The sequence below is a fragment of the Vibrio cionasavignyae genome, from assembly GCF_050337155.1.
GTDB classification, from domain to species: domain Bacteria; phylum Pseudomonadota; class Gammaproteobacteria; order Enterobacterales; family Vibrionaceae; genus Vibrio; species Vibrio nomapromontoriensis.
Window position 1 is genome coordinate 44,878 of the sequence record NZ_JAKJSR010000026.1, and the last position, 13,570, is coordinate 58,447.

General features: G+C 43.2%; 14 protein-coding genes. 6 read left to right on the plus strand and 8 right to left on the minus strand.

Annotated elements, in window-relative coordinates; translation table 11 throughout:
• Window positions 1-22: 22 nt before the first annotated feature.
• Together bamJ and L4D74_RS20040 are read right to left on the minus strand one after the other, a co-directional pair.
• Window positions 23-496: a BamJ family beta-barrel-assembly machinery protein gene (bamJ, locus tag L4D74_RS20035; protein WP_265674454.1), complete on the minus strand. Its 474-nt coding sequence runs from the start codon at window positions 494-496 to the stop codon at window positions 23-25.
• Between the two features lie 62 nt (window positions 497-558).
• Entirely contained in the window at window positions 559-1,182 is a 624-nt protein-coding gene (locus L4D74_RS20040; RefSeq protein ID WP_428754256.1) for a thioredoxin domain-containing protein, read from the minus strand.
• Between the two features lie 181 nt (window positions 1,183-1,363).
• Here L4D74_RS20040 and L4D74_RS20045 point away from each other — a divergent pair, with 181 nt between their 5' ends.
• A complete protein-coding gene (locus tag L4D74_RS20045; protein ID WP_428754258.1) occupies window positions 1,364-1,996 on the plus strand; it encodes an OmpA family protein in 633 nt (210 codons plus the stop codon).
• Window positions 1,997-2,141: 145 nt separating this feature from the next.
• Here L4D74_RS20045 and L4D74_RS20050 read toward each other — a convergent pair whose 3' ends face one another.
• Window positions 2,142-3,890, minus strand: coding sequence for a formate--tetrahydrofolate ligase (locus L4D74_RS20050; protein WP_428754259.1), 1,749 nt, complete (start codon window positions 3,888-3,890; stop codon window positions 2,142-2,144).
• A 171-nt stretch (window positions 3,891-4,061) separates the two neighbouring features.
• The gene (locus L4D74_RS20055) at window positions 4,062-5,366 is read right to left on the minus strand and encodes an inosine/guanosine kinase (protein ID WP_428754260.1); all 1,305 of its coding nucleotides are present in this window, start codon (window positions 5,364-5,366) and stop codon (window positions 4,062-4,064) included.
• Window positions 5,367-5,575: 209 nt separating this feature from the next.
• Here L4D74_RS20055 and L4D74_RS20060 point away from each other — a divergent pair, with 209 nt between their 5' ends.
• On the plus strand, window positions 5,576-6,526 hold the full coding sequence (locus L4D74_RS20060) for a sensor domain-containing diguanylate cyclase (protein WP_428754262.1): 951 nt from the start codon (window positions 5,576-5,578) through the stop codon (window positions 6,524-6,526).
• 70 nt (window positions 6,527-6,596) lie between these two features.
• Here the strand turns inward: L4D74_RS20060 and L4D74_RS20065 are convergent, their stop codons facing one another.
• Window positions 6,597-7,070 (minus strand): CreA family protein, encoded by a 474-nt coding sequence (locus L4D74_RS20065; RefSeq protein ID WP_428754263.1) that lies wholly within the window; start codon window positions 7,068-7,070, stop codon window positions 6,597-6,599.
• 75 nt (window positions 7,071-7,145) lie between these two features.
• On the opposite strand from L4D74_RS20065, the gene L4D74_RS20070 reads away from it, so the two are divergent.
• Window positions 7,146-7,658: a hypothetical protein gene (locus L4D74_RS20070; protein WP_428754265.1), complete on the plus strand. Its 513-nt coding sequence runs from the start codon at window positions 7,146-7,148 to the stop codon at window positions 7,656-7,658.
• A 125-nt stretch (window positions 7,659-7,783) separates the two neighbouring features.
• Entirely contained in the window at window positions 7,784-8,461 is a 678-nt protein-coding gene (locus tag L4D74_RS20075) for an HAD-IA family hydrolase (RefSeq protein WP_428754266.1), read from the plus strand.
• On the opposite strand, the gene L4D74_RS20080 is transcribed toward L4D74_RS20075, so the two are convergent.
• Window positions 8,435-8,647: a hypothetical protein gene (locus tag L4D74_RS20080; RefSeq protein WP_428754267.1), complete on the minus strand. Its 213-nt coding sequence runs from the start codon at window positions 8,645-8,647 to the stop codon at window positions 8,435-8,437. The genes L4D74_RS20075 and L4D74_RS20080 overlap by 27 nt on opposite strands.
• A gap of 783 nt (window positions 8,648-9,430) precedes the next feature.
• Between L4D74_RS20080 and hpf the strand changes: the two genes are divergently transcribed.
• Entirely contained in the window at window positions 9,431-9,787 is a 357-nt protein-coding gene (hpf, locus tag L4D74_RS20085) for a ribosome hibernation-promoting factor, HPF/YfiA family (RefSeq protein WP_265674444.1), read from the plus strand.
• A 327-nt stretch (window positions 9,788-10,114) separates the two neighbouring features.
• Window positions 10,115-10,906 carry a ribonuclease H1 domain-containing protein gene (locus tag L4D74_RS20090; protein WP_428754269.1) on the plus strand — a complete coding sequence of 264 codons (792 nt, stop codon included), beginning with the start codon at window positions 10,115-10,117 and terminating at the stop codon, window positions 10,904-10,906.
• Between the two features lie 89 nt (window positions 10,907-10,995).
• On the opposite strand, the gene L4D74_RS20095 is transcribed toward L4D74_RS20090, so the two are convergent.
• The gene (locus tag L4D74_RS20095) at window positions 10,996-11,241 is read right to left on the minus strand and encodes a hypothetical protein (RefSeq protein ID WP_428754270.1); all 246 of its coding nucleotides are present in this window, start codon (window positions 11,239-11,241) and stop codon (window positions 10,996-10,998) included.
• Between the two features lie 184 nt (window positions 11,242-11,425).
• A complete protein-coding gene (locus L4D74_RS20100; RefSeq protein WP_428754271.1) occupies window positions 11,426-13,516 on the minus strand; it encodes an alpha-amylase in 2,091 nt (696 codons plus the stop codon).
• Between the last annotated feature and the right edge of the window lie 54 nt (window positions 13,517-13,570).

The following is a 13,570-nucleotide window of genomic DNA, read 5'->3' on the forward strand; positions in this document are numbered from 1 at the left end:
TCTAAGTGTCGTAAAACTCTAACTACTGAATTGCAATCAACTCAACATCAAAGATCAAAACAGAGGCCGGTGGGATAGGGCCTGAGCCGCTTTTGCCGTAGGCAAGGTTACTAGGAATAAACAGGCGGTATTTGTCACCTTCATTCATGAGTTGTAGACCTTCAGTCCAACCTTTAATCACTTGGTTTAAACCAAAGCTAATCGGCGTGCCGCGATCAACAGAGCTATCGAAGACGGTGCCATCGATGAGCGTACCGTGGTAATGAACTTTTACTTTGCTTTTAGCTGAAGGGTGAACTGTACCTTCGCCTTTATGTAATACCTGATATTGAAGGCCGCTTTCGGTTGTAGTCACTTCTTCTTTTAGTCCATTTTCTTGCAAGAAAGCCTGACCTTGTTGCAAGTTGACTTCGCCAGCTTTGTTATTTGTCCATGTACGGTAAATCATAAAAGCTGCGAGTAGCACAACGATGAGAGGGATAAGTATCTTTGACACGGTAATTCCTTGATCTAATTTAGGTAAATTGCCACTGGCTAAAGTGGCTTCTACGGTGATGCTTATTTGGTTTTTAGGTAATTTATCGTCTCTGCGATTTCTTTGATGCCTTCGTGACCTGAGAGTACCACTTCATACTTACCATTGACGATAAAGGTCGGTACTGCGTTGATTTGAGCTTCAGTTGATACCGTGTTAGCCAGTTCAATGTATTCGAATAGCTCTTTTTGCTGCGCTTCATCAAAGTCGTAAGGTGTGACCATAGTGCGAGACTCAAAAATTCGATTTAACTCAATTTGTTTTTGCTGGCCATCCAGCTCGCTGTTTTGAACTAGAGCAAACAATTCAAGTTTCATGTCTTCAGGAATACGCTGGTCTTCAGATTGCATAACGGCACTGTAAAAGATCATCGCAGCGATTTGTGCGCTGTCGTTAAACATCACATGTACTTTGCCTAGCTTAGAATCGGTAAGCTCCTCAAGTTCCGGCAAAAGTGGCTCCAAATTACGACAATGGCCACAGCCTAATGAGAAAACTTCCGTCACTTGAGGAAGGTTATGTTGGCTAAGATCGTTAGGTAGAACTTTGTATTGTTTGCCTTCAACGGGTGTATTGGATTCCCCACAAGCGGTGATTAGGACAGCGAGAGAAAGTACTGCGGCGAGTTTGCTAAGTGATTTAAACATGTTGATGCATCATATTATTAATAATACCTCGAGTGTAACTGTTACCAATTACTTCAGACAAGCAATTAGTAACAATCTGAAACAGCTAAATGAAGAATATTTTCTTCTCGTTGGTAAAGTTTCTGATATTCACGCCGATAAAAGAAATATTGGATGTTGCTACGAGCGTTTGGAGTGTGTCATGAAGAAAATTGCGTGTTTGATTGCGGTCGGGTTATTGGCGGGCTGCAGTTCTACGTCATCGATAACTGACAAAATGTTCGCAGGCATGCTCGATACGGCTCCACGGTCTGAACACGACGTCATGCATCCTGAATGGGTCAATGCACCTCATATCAGTCATTCAGCGCAAATGGGGGCGACAGTGGAAGGTCCCAATGGTCAATATCGTACTCAGGCTTGGGATTCGCTAGAAACCTATCTGGTTAATCATGGGCTCGATTATGAACTTGTCCCAGGTGACTACGTTATGATTCGTCTAAAAGAAAAAATCCACTTTAGTACTGGTTCGTCACGTGTTTCTGATAATTCTTCCCAATGGTTGTTTCACTTGGCCAATTTTCTGTCCCAGCAGCAGGGCATAGATGTGGTAATTGGTGGTCATACTGACAATACAGGGGCAATAGTGAGAAATGATGTGTTATCGGACAAGCGCGCCGAAATGGTGAAAGAAACGCTAATCAAGAATCAAGTCTCTCGCCAAATCATTTATACACGTGGCTATGGTGAGGCGGTGCCAGCTTGTACCAACAGCACGTCTTTTGGAAAGGCTTGCAATCGGCGCGTAGAGTTAACGTTAATTGTCGCTAAGTAAAGTAGTTAATAGTGTAGTTAGTGATGGCAATAACGCACGGTTGAAACCTGATAATAGATACAGAAAAGCGACGATTATTCGTCGCTTTTTTTGTACCCTTTAATCGGTCTTTTCGCTAGCTCATACTGGTTTTGCGCCTACTGCTTTAGCTCAGACCGATGATGTTACCCTCATCATCAAGGTCAAGTGACATAAAGGCGGGCTTATCCGGTAAGCCCGGCATCGTCATTACGTTACCGCAAAGCGCATAAATAAAGCCTGCACCAGCACAAAGCTTGAGCTCTCTGATCACCACTTCAAATCCAACGGGAGCGCCTTTAATACTGCCATCTGTGGTGATAGATAGCGGTGTCTTGGCTAAGCAGACTGCTAAATGATTGAAGCCTTGAGTTTCGTATAGCTCAAGCTGTTTTTGTGCTTGGTAAGATAACGAGACATTCGCTGCCCCATAACCTGCTTCACACACTGCCATGAGCTTTTCTTTGACAGTTTGTTCAGCGCTATACAATGGTTTGAAGTTAACGGGTGTTTGACACGCTGCGATTACTTGTTTTGCAAGATCAATCGTACCATTTCCGCCAAGGGAAAATCCTTCGCTTGTTGCGACGCGACAGTTGCCATTAAACTGTTTGATCCACTGGGTCAACAAATCTAACTCTTGTTGCGAATCCTGCGGGAAGCGATTGATGGCGACCACCGCAGGAACGCCATATTTGGCTACATTGTTAATGTGCCATTTCAGGTTTTCAAATCCGGCTTTTAGTGCTTGCTCGTCATCTTCAAATAATGTGTCTGGGATTGGTGCGCCAGGTTTAAAGTCATACAATCCGGAGTTGGCTTTTAGCCCGCGAAGCGTCGCAACAATAACGGCACAATCTGGTTTCTTATCAGTTGCCGCTGCTTTGATGTTACAGGCTTTCTCGAAGCCCATATCAGAGCCAAAACCACCTTCTGTGACAGTGTAACTCGCGAGTTTTGTTGCAATTTTATCGGCAATGATAGAGGAGTTACCGTGAGCGATGTTAGCGAAGGGGCCCGCATGAATCAGCGTCGGAACGCCTTCCAAGGTTTGCATTAGCGTCGGTTCTACGGCGTCTTTCATGCTTACTGCCATCGCGCCGGCAACTTGTAAGTCTTCAGTTGTGATCGGCGTACCTTCAATGCTGTATGCGACAACAATTTTGCCAATGCGAGCTCTAAGATCGTTAAGGTTTTCTGATAACGCTAATATGGCCATGAGCTCTGAAGCGGCAGAAATATCAAACCCGTCTTCGCGTTCAACCCCGTTGATGGTTTTATTGACCTCGTTTTTGCCAACTGTGACCATTCGTAGCGAGCGGTCATTATGGTCAATAACTCGTTTCCAAACGACGTTCTTTACGTCGATTTTAAGCGCAGAAAGTCCAGTTCGAGATTCAAAATTGTCGTAGCCCAGGCGTTGTTCATGATAGATGCGAGCATCTATCGCCGCGGCAGCTAAATTATGCGCTGCAGTCACGGCATGGATATCGCCAGTTAAGTGTAGGTTGAGCTCTTCCATGGGTGCGACTTGCGCGTAACCACCACCAGCGGCGCCGCCTTTTACACCAAATACGGGACCCATAGAAGGTTGGCGAATGCAGGCAAATACGCTTTCGCCGAGTTTTTTAAGTCCTTGAGATAGACCTACAGTGGTTACGGTTTTACCTTCACCTAATGGGGTTGGGGTAATCGCAGTGACGACAATAAGCTTACCATCAAGATTGTCTTTTAGGCGCTTAATTGCTTTTAGCGAGACTTTCGCTTTATGCGCACCTTGAGGAAGTATTTCGTGATCAAGTAAACCAGCGTCTTTGGCAACGTCGGTGATAGCAGAAAGTGACGCACTACGGCAGATTTCAATGTCAGATAGCATTAACGGTCCTTTAAAGCCACAAAATTAATGAGGAAAACGTTTGCGTCGAGATAATACTGGCTAATAATTCTTTGTAAAGACAAAAATTCAGTACGCTGTACTAAAATTGACCAGATCAAATGGTTAGCTTTGTTTCAGTCAAAAAAAGAGGCTCATGAGCCTCTTTTAAATTTATCTATCCCAGTATGCTTCTTCTAGGCTGTCTTCTCGTTCGGGCAACGCACGAGTCAGTCTTGGTGAGTGTTGCATTAACACCTCGTAACTGACGCGGTTCGCATATTTACATATTTGCGACAAAGAAGAGTAGGTTAGGCATGGCATCACGTGCTTGTCCGACCCAGGTACATTGTTGTGATGGAATGCATTGGCCGTCATATCATGTAGCAGAGCTGAAAGAGCACCGTCACCAGCACCATTGGTATTCTTGATCTCAAGCGGACCACCTAAATACGGTCCAATGTGAGAGTATACTTTCTGCGGATCAGCACAATCTTGTTTGCGCATCGCTCGACTGAATTCAAACTGGTTAAAGTTTTCAATTGGGCCTTCTAAGAGCTCATGAGTGGTGTCTCTAAGTGCAACATTGTCGCAATAGCCAGCCATGTAAAGGCCATGAGGACCTGCGGTACACAGCACCAAATCAACCCAATCTAGCGCTTTATCTGCAGCAAGAAGTGGGTCTGAAAATCCCGTTAGGGCTTCCCCTTCTTCTTCGTTCATCGCCACGATAGTGACGTTCTCTTTGATGTAGTCTTGCCAAAACTGTTCGTTACCCTGGATAACCCACTTCGTACCGAGAGTGAGGACAACAGGTACAGACTTTTGTTTAGCAAGCTCTACAGCGCGAGCTACAGCTAATGGCATTGGATCTTCTGGTTTGCCACGCATTAAGTAAGATGAGACGACTAACGCTGACGCTTTATCAAAAATAGATTCTGGAATACTTTCTGGAAGCAGCTGGTTCATTTCACCTTCGTTGATCGCAAAGGTACGTTCGCCATCATCAGTGATTAACGTGTAGCAGCGACCAATTGGTCCATCGACAGTTTGTAAATGGTTGAGGTTCATACGTGACGAAGTGCGGCATAAGTAGCGGTAGCCATACGAACCTACTTCAATGTTTTTCGACATCACGCCAAGCAACACAGATTTACTATCAGCAAGAACGGAGTAATTGTGAAGGGTATTACCTATCGTATCACCTGGAAATTGATGAGTAATTAAGCCCTGTTCAACTAATTCTTGATACAAAGCATCTGCTTTGCTTTCTTCGAGAACAAGTGAGTGTCCCTTACTCAACTCATACTTTTCTAAGAAGGAGTCGTCCACACGAGCTTCAATATCGACAATAGTTTGCCCAACACCAATGATGGTTGGTCGAAAGTATTTCGGCGCAGCTTGAGCCTGGCTCACTGATAGGTTCTTTTTACTTGTTGGAAAGTAATGCTTTGATTTACGTTGTCCGGGGAATCTCATACTAAACGCTAAGGGAACAAAATTTTCCGCATAATATCACAATGTGTGTCATTTTGTTGCAATGAATTGCACGAATGCTGTCGTAAAATCCACACAATGTAGCATTTGGACCGGTTTGTTATTAGCTTGGGTTCATATTGGTAGCCTTATCATTGACATGGGTAAACAGAGTACTAGGCTAGATAAAAACAATAATAAGGGGTGCGATTTTGAATCAACTTGATATTAGTAAGGTTGACTTTAAGCAAGCGTTTAACCGCCTCGACAGTTACTTTTTTATTAAAGATGTGCAAGGTTGTTATGTTTTCGTGAATGAAGCTATTTGCCAACTGTTCAATTTATCGAATGAGCAAATTCTAGGGAAAAAGGATGATGCATTTTTTAACCTAGACCAAAGTGAAGATATCTTAATTAATGACCAGTTGGTTCTTAATGGGCATACGGTATCTAAGCTAGAAAAAAATATTTTGAAGGATAACCGAGTTCGGTACTACCAAAATATGAAATCACCTTTATTTGATAGTAATGGTGAGGTCATAGGAATTTTTGGGATAGCCATAGACGTGAGCGACACGATTGCGAAGCACAATGAACTGGAGACGATGGTAATTCGAGATGAGTTAACCGGAGTCTATAATCGGCGATTTTTAGAAACACAACTCGCTCGTGAATATGCTTCGTTTCAACGCCATAAGCAGCCATTTTCATTTCTTATGCTAGATGTTGACAATTTTAAGTTTATTAATGATGTACTTGGTCATAGCTCTGGTGATCATGTACTCCAACAAATTGGTAAAATTATGTTGGAATCGTTACGTGTTGAAGACTATTGCTGTCGCTTTGGGGGCGATGAATTTGCCATTTTGCTACCAAATACGGAGTTACGTGAAGCGTACTTCCTTGGAGAAAGGCTGCGCGAAAGAGTGGGGGCTTTTAAGTTTACCTGCGTTGAAGGTCGGGTATTTAGTGTAACGGTCAGCATTGGCATCTCACATCTTACTGAGCAGCAAGAACAAGGGAAGCTGACTAATATTGCTGACGAGGCGTTAATGCAGGCAAAGAGAAATAGCAAAAACTCAACACTGGTGTCGTGTTATAAACAAACGCTTGTTACAAAGTGTTTGGATTGTACGTTATGTAATTTAAAGTCCGATGACTGACGGGTTGAGGATTAGAATCCTATCTTAACTAGAAGAGAGCCCATGAATAATGGGCTCTCTTTACTAAATCTTATTGCGCAGTTGTAGTTGGCTCAACGAATGCTTTCGTTCCCCACAACGGAACCGTAGATAGGCTGTGTTTAAAGCTACCCGATGTTTCTTTAGTTGAGTAGGATAAATACATGAGGGTTTGGTTGTCCGCATCAAAGATACGACGCACTTTCATGGTTTTGAAAAGTATACTTTTTGACTTTCTAAATACTATTTCACCGGATTTGGACTTGTCTATTTGTGCTATCATTTCAGGTGTGATTTCACCTGTTTGACGGCATGATATGGAACTGTCACTTGGGTCTGAAAAGCTTAAGTTAGCCTCAATGCTTGCGATATGACACGTAACACCGGGTACTTCAGGATCGGTTAATGTGTTGAGTTTAATGTCTTTTAATGTAAACATGCCAAGTGAAACATCACCAACCTCCTTATCTCCGCAGCCCGCTAAGGCAAGGGCAAGAGCTGGAACAATCATGAGCTTTTTCAACATATTGGGGCAATCCTTTAAAATAAGAGCTTGTGTATACAATAACCACGGTCAGCAAAAAATCAAATAGGATTTACAATGAAAGACGCGGCAATGGCTCTATATAACAAAAAGAATGAATGGTTAGCAAGCCAAGTAGATGTCGAATTTCCCACATCAGAAAGCATTAAAGGACGAGCGTTATATCTCGACTCTTTAACCAGTAGGTTTCTTGAACCTGTCTCGCTTGCGGAAAGTTTCTCCGCAAAAATTGAGTGGCATCTCGTTGATTTTCATCGACTTACCGTTATGTTTTCACTTCTTCAGTCAAAAATATGGGAAAGCGAAGAGGCTCAAAATTTCATTGTTGAGTATTTGACACAGATAATCCTAGATCCAGAATACAGCCTGTATGTAGGCTTTAGTGAAGGAGAGGCCGTTTCTGCGGCGATTATGTGCCGTGAAAATGACGTGGTCGTTGTGTCTGATATCGTCGGTGCAACCGCGTCAACGAGTCATGATGACATCGCTTTGTCACTGATTCATGAGACCTTGAACATCAATAGTGACGAAAATTCAAACTTAGTGAACATATGGATTGAAAAACGGTGATCAGCACGAAAGTTTCGTGTATTACTTAGAGAAATGTTGTAAACCCTCGTGTAGATACCGTTTTGCGTACCCATAGTCTATTAATATTTATAGCGAATTAAGTAGCTGTGGGTATGTAAAGTAGTATGTCAGAAGTAAAGTGTGTCTTATTTGATTGCGATGGAACCTTAGTCGACAGTGAAATGCTATGTTGTGAGGCGCTGGTAGCGACCTTTAAAGAGGTAGGCGTGTCTCTATCATTGGAGGTGGCGGCTGAAAACTTCTCAGGAGGCAAAATTGCTGATGTGCTTATGTCGGCAAAGCGTATCACCAAATCTAATGCGTCGCTGGATCTGCTTGAGCCCATTTATCGACGCTTGACCACGGAGCTATTTGAATCAAAACTCACGCCAATTCATGGTGTGGAAAAGCTGTTAGATTATTTGGATGATCAGGCGATTGAATACTGCGTTGTCACTAATAGCCCTACTAAAAAAGCATTGCATATGTTGTCTATTGTTGGCCTTTCTGAACGGTTCCGAGGAAAGGTTATTTCGGCTTTTGATGCGAATAGTTGGAAGCCAGAACCCGATCTATTGCGTTACGCTGTGACGATTATGGGTTTTCTTCCGAAGGAATGCGTTTATATTGATGACACGGTAAAAGGTGTCAACATGGGCATTGCGACGGGAGTTAGGACAGTACATTTCGCTAAAGTATGCAAAGTTGATCAACCCAATGTGACATGCCTGTCCGCGATGACTCAAGTCGTCGCGCATATTGGCGAGCTTAACGGTTTAATGAATGAGACAGCAAAGTTGTGAGTTAGGCTGTGTTTGAACCAATACTTTATTCACATACATCACCGTCCAATCTTTGGAGTATTCTTGCGTGTAGAATCCACAGCTTGCACAAAGGAATGTTTCCCCATCTTCTGACAGTAGGTATTCATCCGAATCGCACTCAGGGCAGTCGTTGCGATGTTGCGTGTCGATAGTGTATTTCTTCATTGGAAGTACCTTATGATTCAATCAATTGACTAGTCTGTCATCAAGCTAAGCATAATACGCATCACTAATTTTATGTTGAAAAATTAGCCTCTTGCATGACAACCTGCGACTGATGTCACTAAATTTATAGCTCTGGGTGGTTACTTATATCGGTCTCATTAGTTTGAGTTATGGGTTGGGCTGTGTAATGACGCCGTATTTACCTCGCCTTATGATTTATTGATTACTTTCATAAACGGCGTGAAGCTTTGTACATGAGGTAACGACAAGATGACGAAAATTGAACGAGTGTATGGGACTCGTCCGCAGTAATGCTTGGGGAGAAAGGGTGGGGTTTTGTCTCTACGGCAAAAAGGTGAGTAATCGTGCGAGTTCTTGAATGTATTTGAAATGTAAGTTTTCAAAGTAGATTACCCGACGTCTAAACCTGTACTGTTTCGTTAGTTTAACTGCCGGAAGTCATGTCATTTACCCGTTAAAAAGTCGCGGCTAGCGACAAGTTTGCAAGTAATAAGTTACAGTGTAGCCTATGTGCGGGGCGTGACTTGTCCTTTAGTTATCAATAGGTTGAATTTTCTCTGAACCTATTGATAGGTCAAAAATACATCGTTTATCTCTTTTCCTGCCCCTATATATTCTGTCTATCGGCTACGTATTCAAGGGGCTGTATGAAAATTATTTGAGAACAAGGAAGTTAATCACACAAGTGTACAAATTCACTTGGTCAAATGACGTGGAGTTTGCTACGTTTAAATGACACAGTGATTGGAAAGGTAGAATTATATGAAAGTAAATGTTCAAACACATCATGTATCAATCAACGACGATTCTCGCAAAGAAATAGAAAGCAAATTTGAGAAGGTTTCCGCTCACTTTCCACAACTGATTAGCTGCGACATTATCATCACAAAGGAACATGGTCAGCATCAAGTGGAAGTCTTTACTAATTATGAAGGTGTTAGAGTTTCAGCAAAAGCGACTGACGACGTAATGTATCCAGCTATCGCAGGCGCGGTTAAGAAATTAGAGACAGGATTACGAAACAGGAAAGGGCAGCTCAAATCAGGGCTTCATGAAAAACCAACAAGCACGAAACCTGAAATTGCATCAGATATCATTCAAGAAATGAAACTAGTTTAATTTTTAAGCCGTTAATTTTTGAAGCCAGCACCTAGTGCTGGCTTTTTTCATATGGTTTGATGAGAAAGAGGCAATAACACTGAGACGCACAAAACAGACCAAATTACGGTTTGTGATTTCATTATCGATTAATCCAGTTGCAAAGTGATGACAATAGCAGCAGGTGCACTAAAAAAGACAAGGTTGGATGGTATTTTCATACCAGCTTGGCTACTGTACTGTCATTGATGAGTCATTTTATGGTTCATGTATTCTTGTCGCGATGAAGCCTAACATCACGGGTTAATAGCATCACGGGTAATTCTAAGTGTAGAAAAGGGTAAAGCATTGGCTAAAAAGTATTACGTAGTGTGGAAAGGAAGAGAAACCGGCATTTTTTCAACATGGGCAGACAGCAAGGCTCAAGTGGATAAGTTTACTGGTGCGAAGTTTAAGTCTTTTCCTTCTTTGGCTGAAGCGGAACAGGCGTACAGTTCCAATTATGCGATGAGCTCGTCGAAGCCTGCTACAGGAGGAAAGGTGCCAGCGACTAAAACGTCGATAAATAAGACGGTAAAGGCTAAAACTGCTCCCCTTACTCAACAAGATATTACGGCGATGCCATTGGAGATTAAAATATTTACCGATGGCGCGAGCGACCCAAACCCAGGGCAGGCTGGAGCGGGTATCGCAGTGTATCAACATAATTCACTGGTTGCGCTGTGGTATGGAAAATATCAGGCGTTTGGCACCAATAACACCGCGGAGCTAAATGGCTTGCATCAATCGATGCTGCTGGCAAAAGAGTACGTGTCGGATGGAAGCAGCGTTGCCATATATTGTGATTCTATGTATGCGATTCAGTGTATCACCACGTGGGCGAAAGGATGGGAAGCAAAGGGCTGGAAGAAGTCGGGGGGAGAGATCAAAAACCTAGATTTGATTAAGCCAATGTTTGAACTGTATCAGCAAATCTCGAATCAAGTGGCCATTCACCATGTTAACGGGCATGTGGGAATTGAAGGTAATGAGTTGGCGGACCGAATGTCTATCGTTGCTGTAGAGACTAAGCAAGAAGCCATGGTGCAGTATTCAGATCTTTCAGATCTTGCAAAAATACTTGCATTGCGTGCAGGTTGAGCCACTCATTTAACAGGCTTGTTTAACTTAAGTGGCCCAGTATACAAAGTAGCAGAATGTCGGCTAGTCGCTTACGGGTTTAACCTATATTAATGACGTTTAGGTCCGGTACGAACTAACTCTTTACCTGTTTCAAATATTTCATCGCTGATCCAGCGAGCAAGAAGCAACTCTTGCTTCTCATTGAAAACCGCAACAAAGTGGCGACCATCAGAATTGTTTGTCGCCATTCCTACACCGGCAACGCCTTCCAATCCGAGGCCGCCATTTTCGACCGAAAGCAAGAATTGCTCTAGTGATTCAAGAGTGTCGATAATGTTGTTATCTGTGTTCATGGGTTTACCGCTGTATGTTGATTAATGTGACTAATAGAGCGGGCACTTTACCGCGGTAGCCAAAAAATGTGAATAGTACTGGCGAGGAAAGCGGAGGTATTTTCCTATTTTAGATCCCACTAGATACGTTGTTCTATCTGTATTTAAAAACAAGCGCTCATACAATGAGCGCCATAAGTTCGATTCATCGACCAAAGTACGCAACGACGACTTTATCTTCACCGAGGGTTCGGGAAAATACAAATGCATCATCATCAGTGATAACGTGGTGCACACCCGCACCGACTGCAGGATGACGGTCTCGAAATTGACCGACGGTTTTCCAATGTTCGAGTAGTTGCTGTTTATTGGTGTCGAGTGACCAAAGCATATCTGAACGCGTACCTTGATGGAAATCATCGGCGAAAGGTCCTATGTCTCTGCCGATTTCATCTCCGTAATAAATCTGTACTGCGCCCGGACTCAGCAGCAGGGCGTTGGCAGCACTTTTTTGCATTTGGTAGTTTTTAAATCGGCTAAAAAACAGTTCGGTATCGTGAGATGACATGTAACTGACGGGATTAAAGTCCGTAGAGTCAGCAATTGAATTTGAGTAGTGCTGATAAGTGTCGGCCATTTGACTAAAACAAGCGGCGCCTTTGTCGAGTTTTTTCTGCATATCAAAGTTGATCAACGCATCAAACCCATCATCAAAATACGGACTGCGATAAGCGCTATGTCCCCACACTTCTCCCATCATCCAGAAAGGCTGACCAGAGGTGTTATTTAACGTGCGCCATTGTTCTAAACTGTAAGTCGCTTCGGATTTAAGTCGCTTCCACACTTCTGGCTCGACGTGCTTGACGGTATCAACTCGATAGCCGTCTATACCGAAGCGCTTGACCCAGTCCGTTTGCCATTCTATGAGGTAGTCGGCGACAGTATAGCTGTCTCTTGATGTGACGCGTGTGCCGGGATTATTCATCAGCCATTGAGGAGGCTGAACATGTTTAGTCGACTCTGTTTTGAAGTCGGGTAATCCCGCCAAAGATAGCGTAGTGTCACTTGAACCGGGTTGGTCATAACCGGGCAGTCCGGTTCTAACCCAATCGGCTCCCCACCAGTCTTTCCAATTTGATGATTGATAGTTGATGTTGCTGTGGAAGCTGTGCCAGTTTTCCCCTTTCTTAGGCGCCCAGTCGGCCCATTGAGTCGGTAGCTTTTCCGGTGTGGTAATAACATTTAGTCCATCAAATTGTGCATCGGCTAGCGTTGCGTAACCTGGGTGGTTAATGACGGCATCTAGTAGGACTTTTATTCCGCGTTTATGGGCTTCTGAAACGAGGCGTTTTAGGTCTTCTTCGTTACCGAAACTCTCATCGACTTTAGTAAAATCCCGTGCCCAATAGCCATGATAAGCATAAAATGGGAAAGATCCGCTGTCACCTCCACCAACAAACCCGCGCACTTGCTCAACAATTGGTGACAACCAAATGACATTAGTGCCAAGGCTCTTAATATAGTCGAGCTTTTCTGTGACGCCGTTTAAGTCACCACCATGAAAAGTACCAATTTCTTGCTTGTTATCGTTATGTCGAGAGTACGGTTGCGATTCGGGACTATCAGAATTATTGAAACGATCAACCATGACAAAATAGATGTTGGCATTGCGGTAGTTAATAGTTTTGTTTATTTCTGCGTCGGATGTTTTAGCTAGCGTCTGTACCGGCTCTAGAAGGATGAGACCGCCATTTTCTTGAGAAGGCGTTACCGTGACCAGACCATTGTTGACGCGTAATTCCTCTCCGGAAAATACCTCCCGAAGTAATGTGCCATCAGCAAAGGAAGAGGAGACATTAATATCCTTCGGGCCGTCACTAAACGCTTCACACTGTACCTTTGGCAGTGGGCGTTTAAATGCCGTTTGAGCAACTTTTTTAGGTTGCCGCTTAAACAACAAGGTTTGGTTTTCTTCCTGATAGGAAAACGAATAATCTCCTGTGAATCTAATGATAAGTGATAGTTGAGTGGTTTCACCACATAGCAAAGGGATTGGCGTATTAAATTTAATTTTGCTTGGAAGCTGATTATCGCATTGCCCATCAATTCCAGAAATAGTCAGTTGATATTTGTCTTTAGTAAGTGGCACCACCACAGCGTTGCCATTTTCTAGCGGGTAATCACGACTGGTTGTGGTTGTAGATATTGTCAGATAAGGCGATGCCAAAAGCGCAGACGACGCGAAGAGTGACGGCATTGCAATAAGCAAAGAGGTGAACAGAGTCTTATGTTTCATGGTCATTCCGTTGTTATTGTTTTTCACCCTCACTGTACTTATCTAATACTCAAG

Bases quoted from the DNA above. Each gene is read 5' to 3' on its own strand.
- L4D74_RS20045 (WP_428754258.1), top strand. From the start codon at position 1,364: ATGAAGAAAATTGCGTGTTTGATTGCGGTCGGGTTATTGGCGGGCTGC.
- L4D74_RS20075 (WP_428754266.1), top strand. From the start codon at position 7,784: ATGTCAGAAGTAAAGTGTGTCTTATTTGATTGCGATGGAACCTTAGTC.
- L4D74_RS20055 (WP_428754260.1), bottom strand. From the start codon at position 5,366: ATGAGATTCCCCGGACAACGTAAATCAAAGCATTACTTTCCAACAAGT.
- L4D74_RS20070 (WP_428754265.1), top strand. From the start codon at position 7,146: ATGAAAGACGCGGCAATGGCTCTATATAACAAAAAGAATGAATGGTTA.
- L4D74_RS20095 (WP_428754270.1), bottom strand. From the start codon at position 11,241: ATGAACACAGATAACAACATTATCGACACTCTTGAATCACTAGAGCAA.
- hpf (WP_265674444.1), top strand. From the start codon at position 9,431: ATGAAAGTAAATGTTCAAACACATCATGTATCAATCAACGACGATTCT.
- L4D74_RS20065 (WP_428754263.1), bottom strand. From the start codon at position 7,070: ATGTTGAAAAAGCTCATGATTGTTCCAGCTCTTGCCCTTGCCTTAGCG.
- L4D74_RS20080 (WP_428754267.1), bottom strand. From the start codon at position 8,647: ATGAAGAAATACACTATCGACACGCAACATCGCAACGACTGCCCTGAG.
- L4D74_RS20100 (WP_428754271.1), bottom strand. From the start codon at position 13,516: ATGAAACATAAGACTCTGTTCACCTCTTTGCTTATTGCAATGCCGTCA.
- L4D74_RS20040 (WP_428754256.1), bottom strand. From the start codon at position 1,182: ATGTTTAAATCACTTAGCAAACTCGCCGCAGTACTTTCTCTCGCTGTC.
- L4D74_RS20050 (WP_428754259.1), bottom strand. From the start codon at position 3,890: ATGCTATCTGACATTGAAATCTGCCGTAGTGCGTCACTTTCTGCTATC.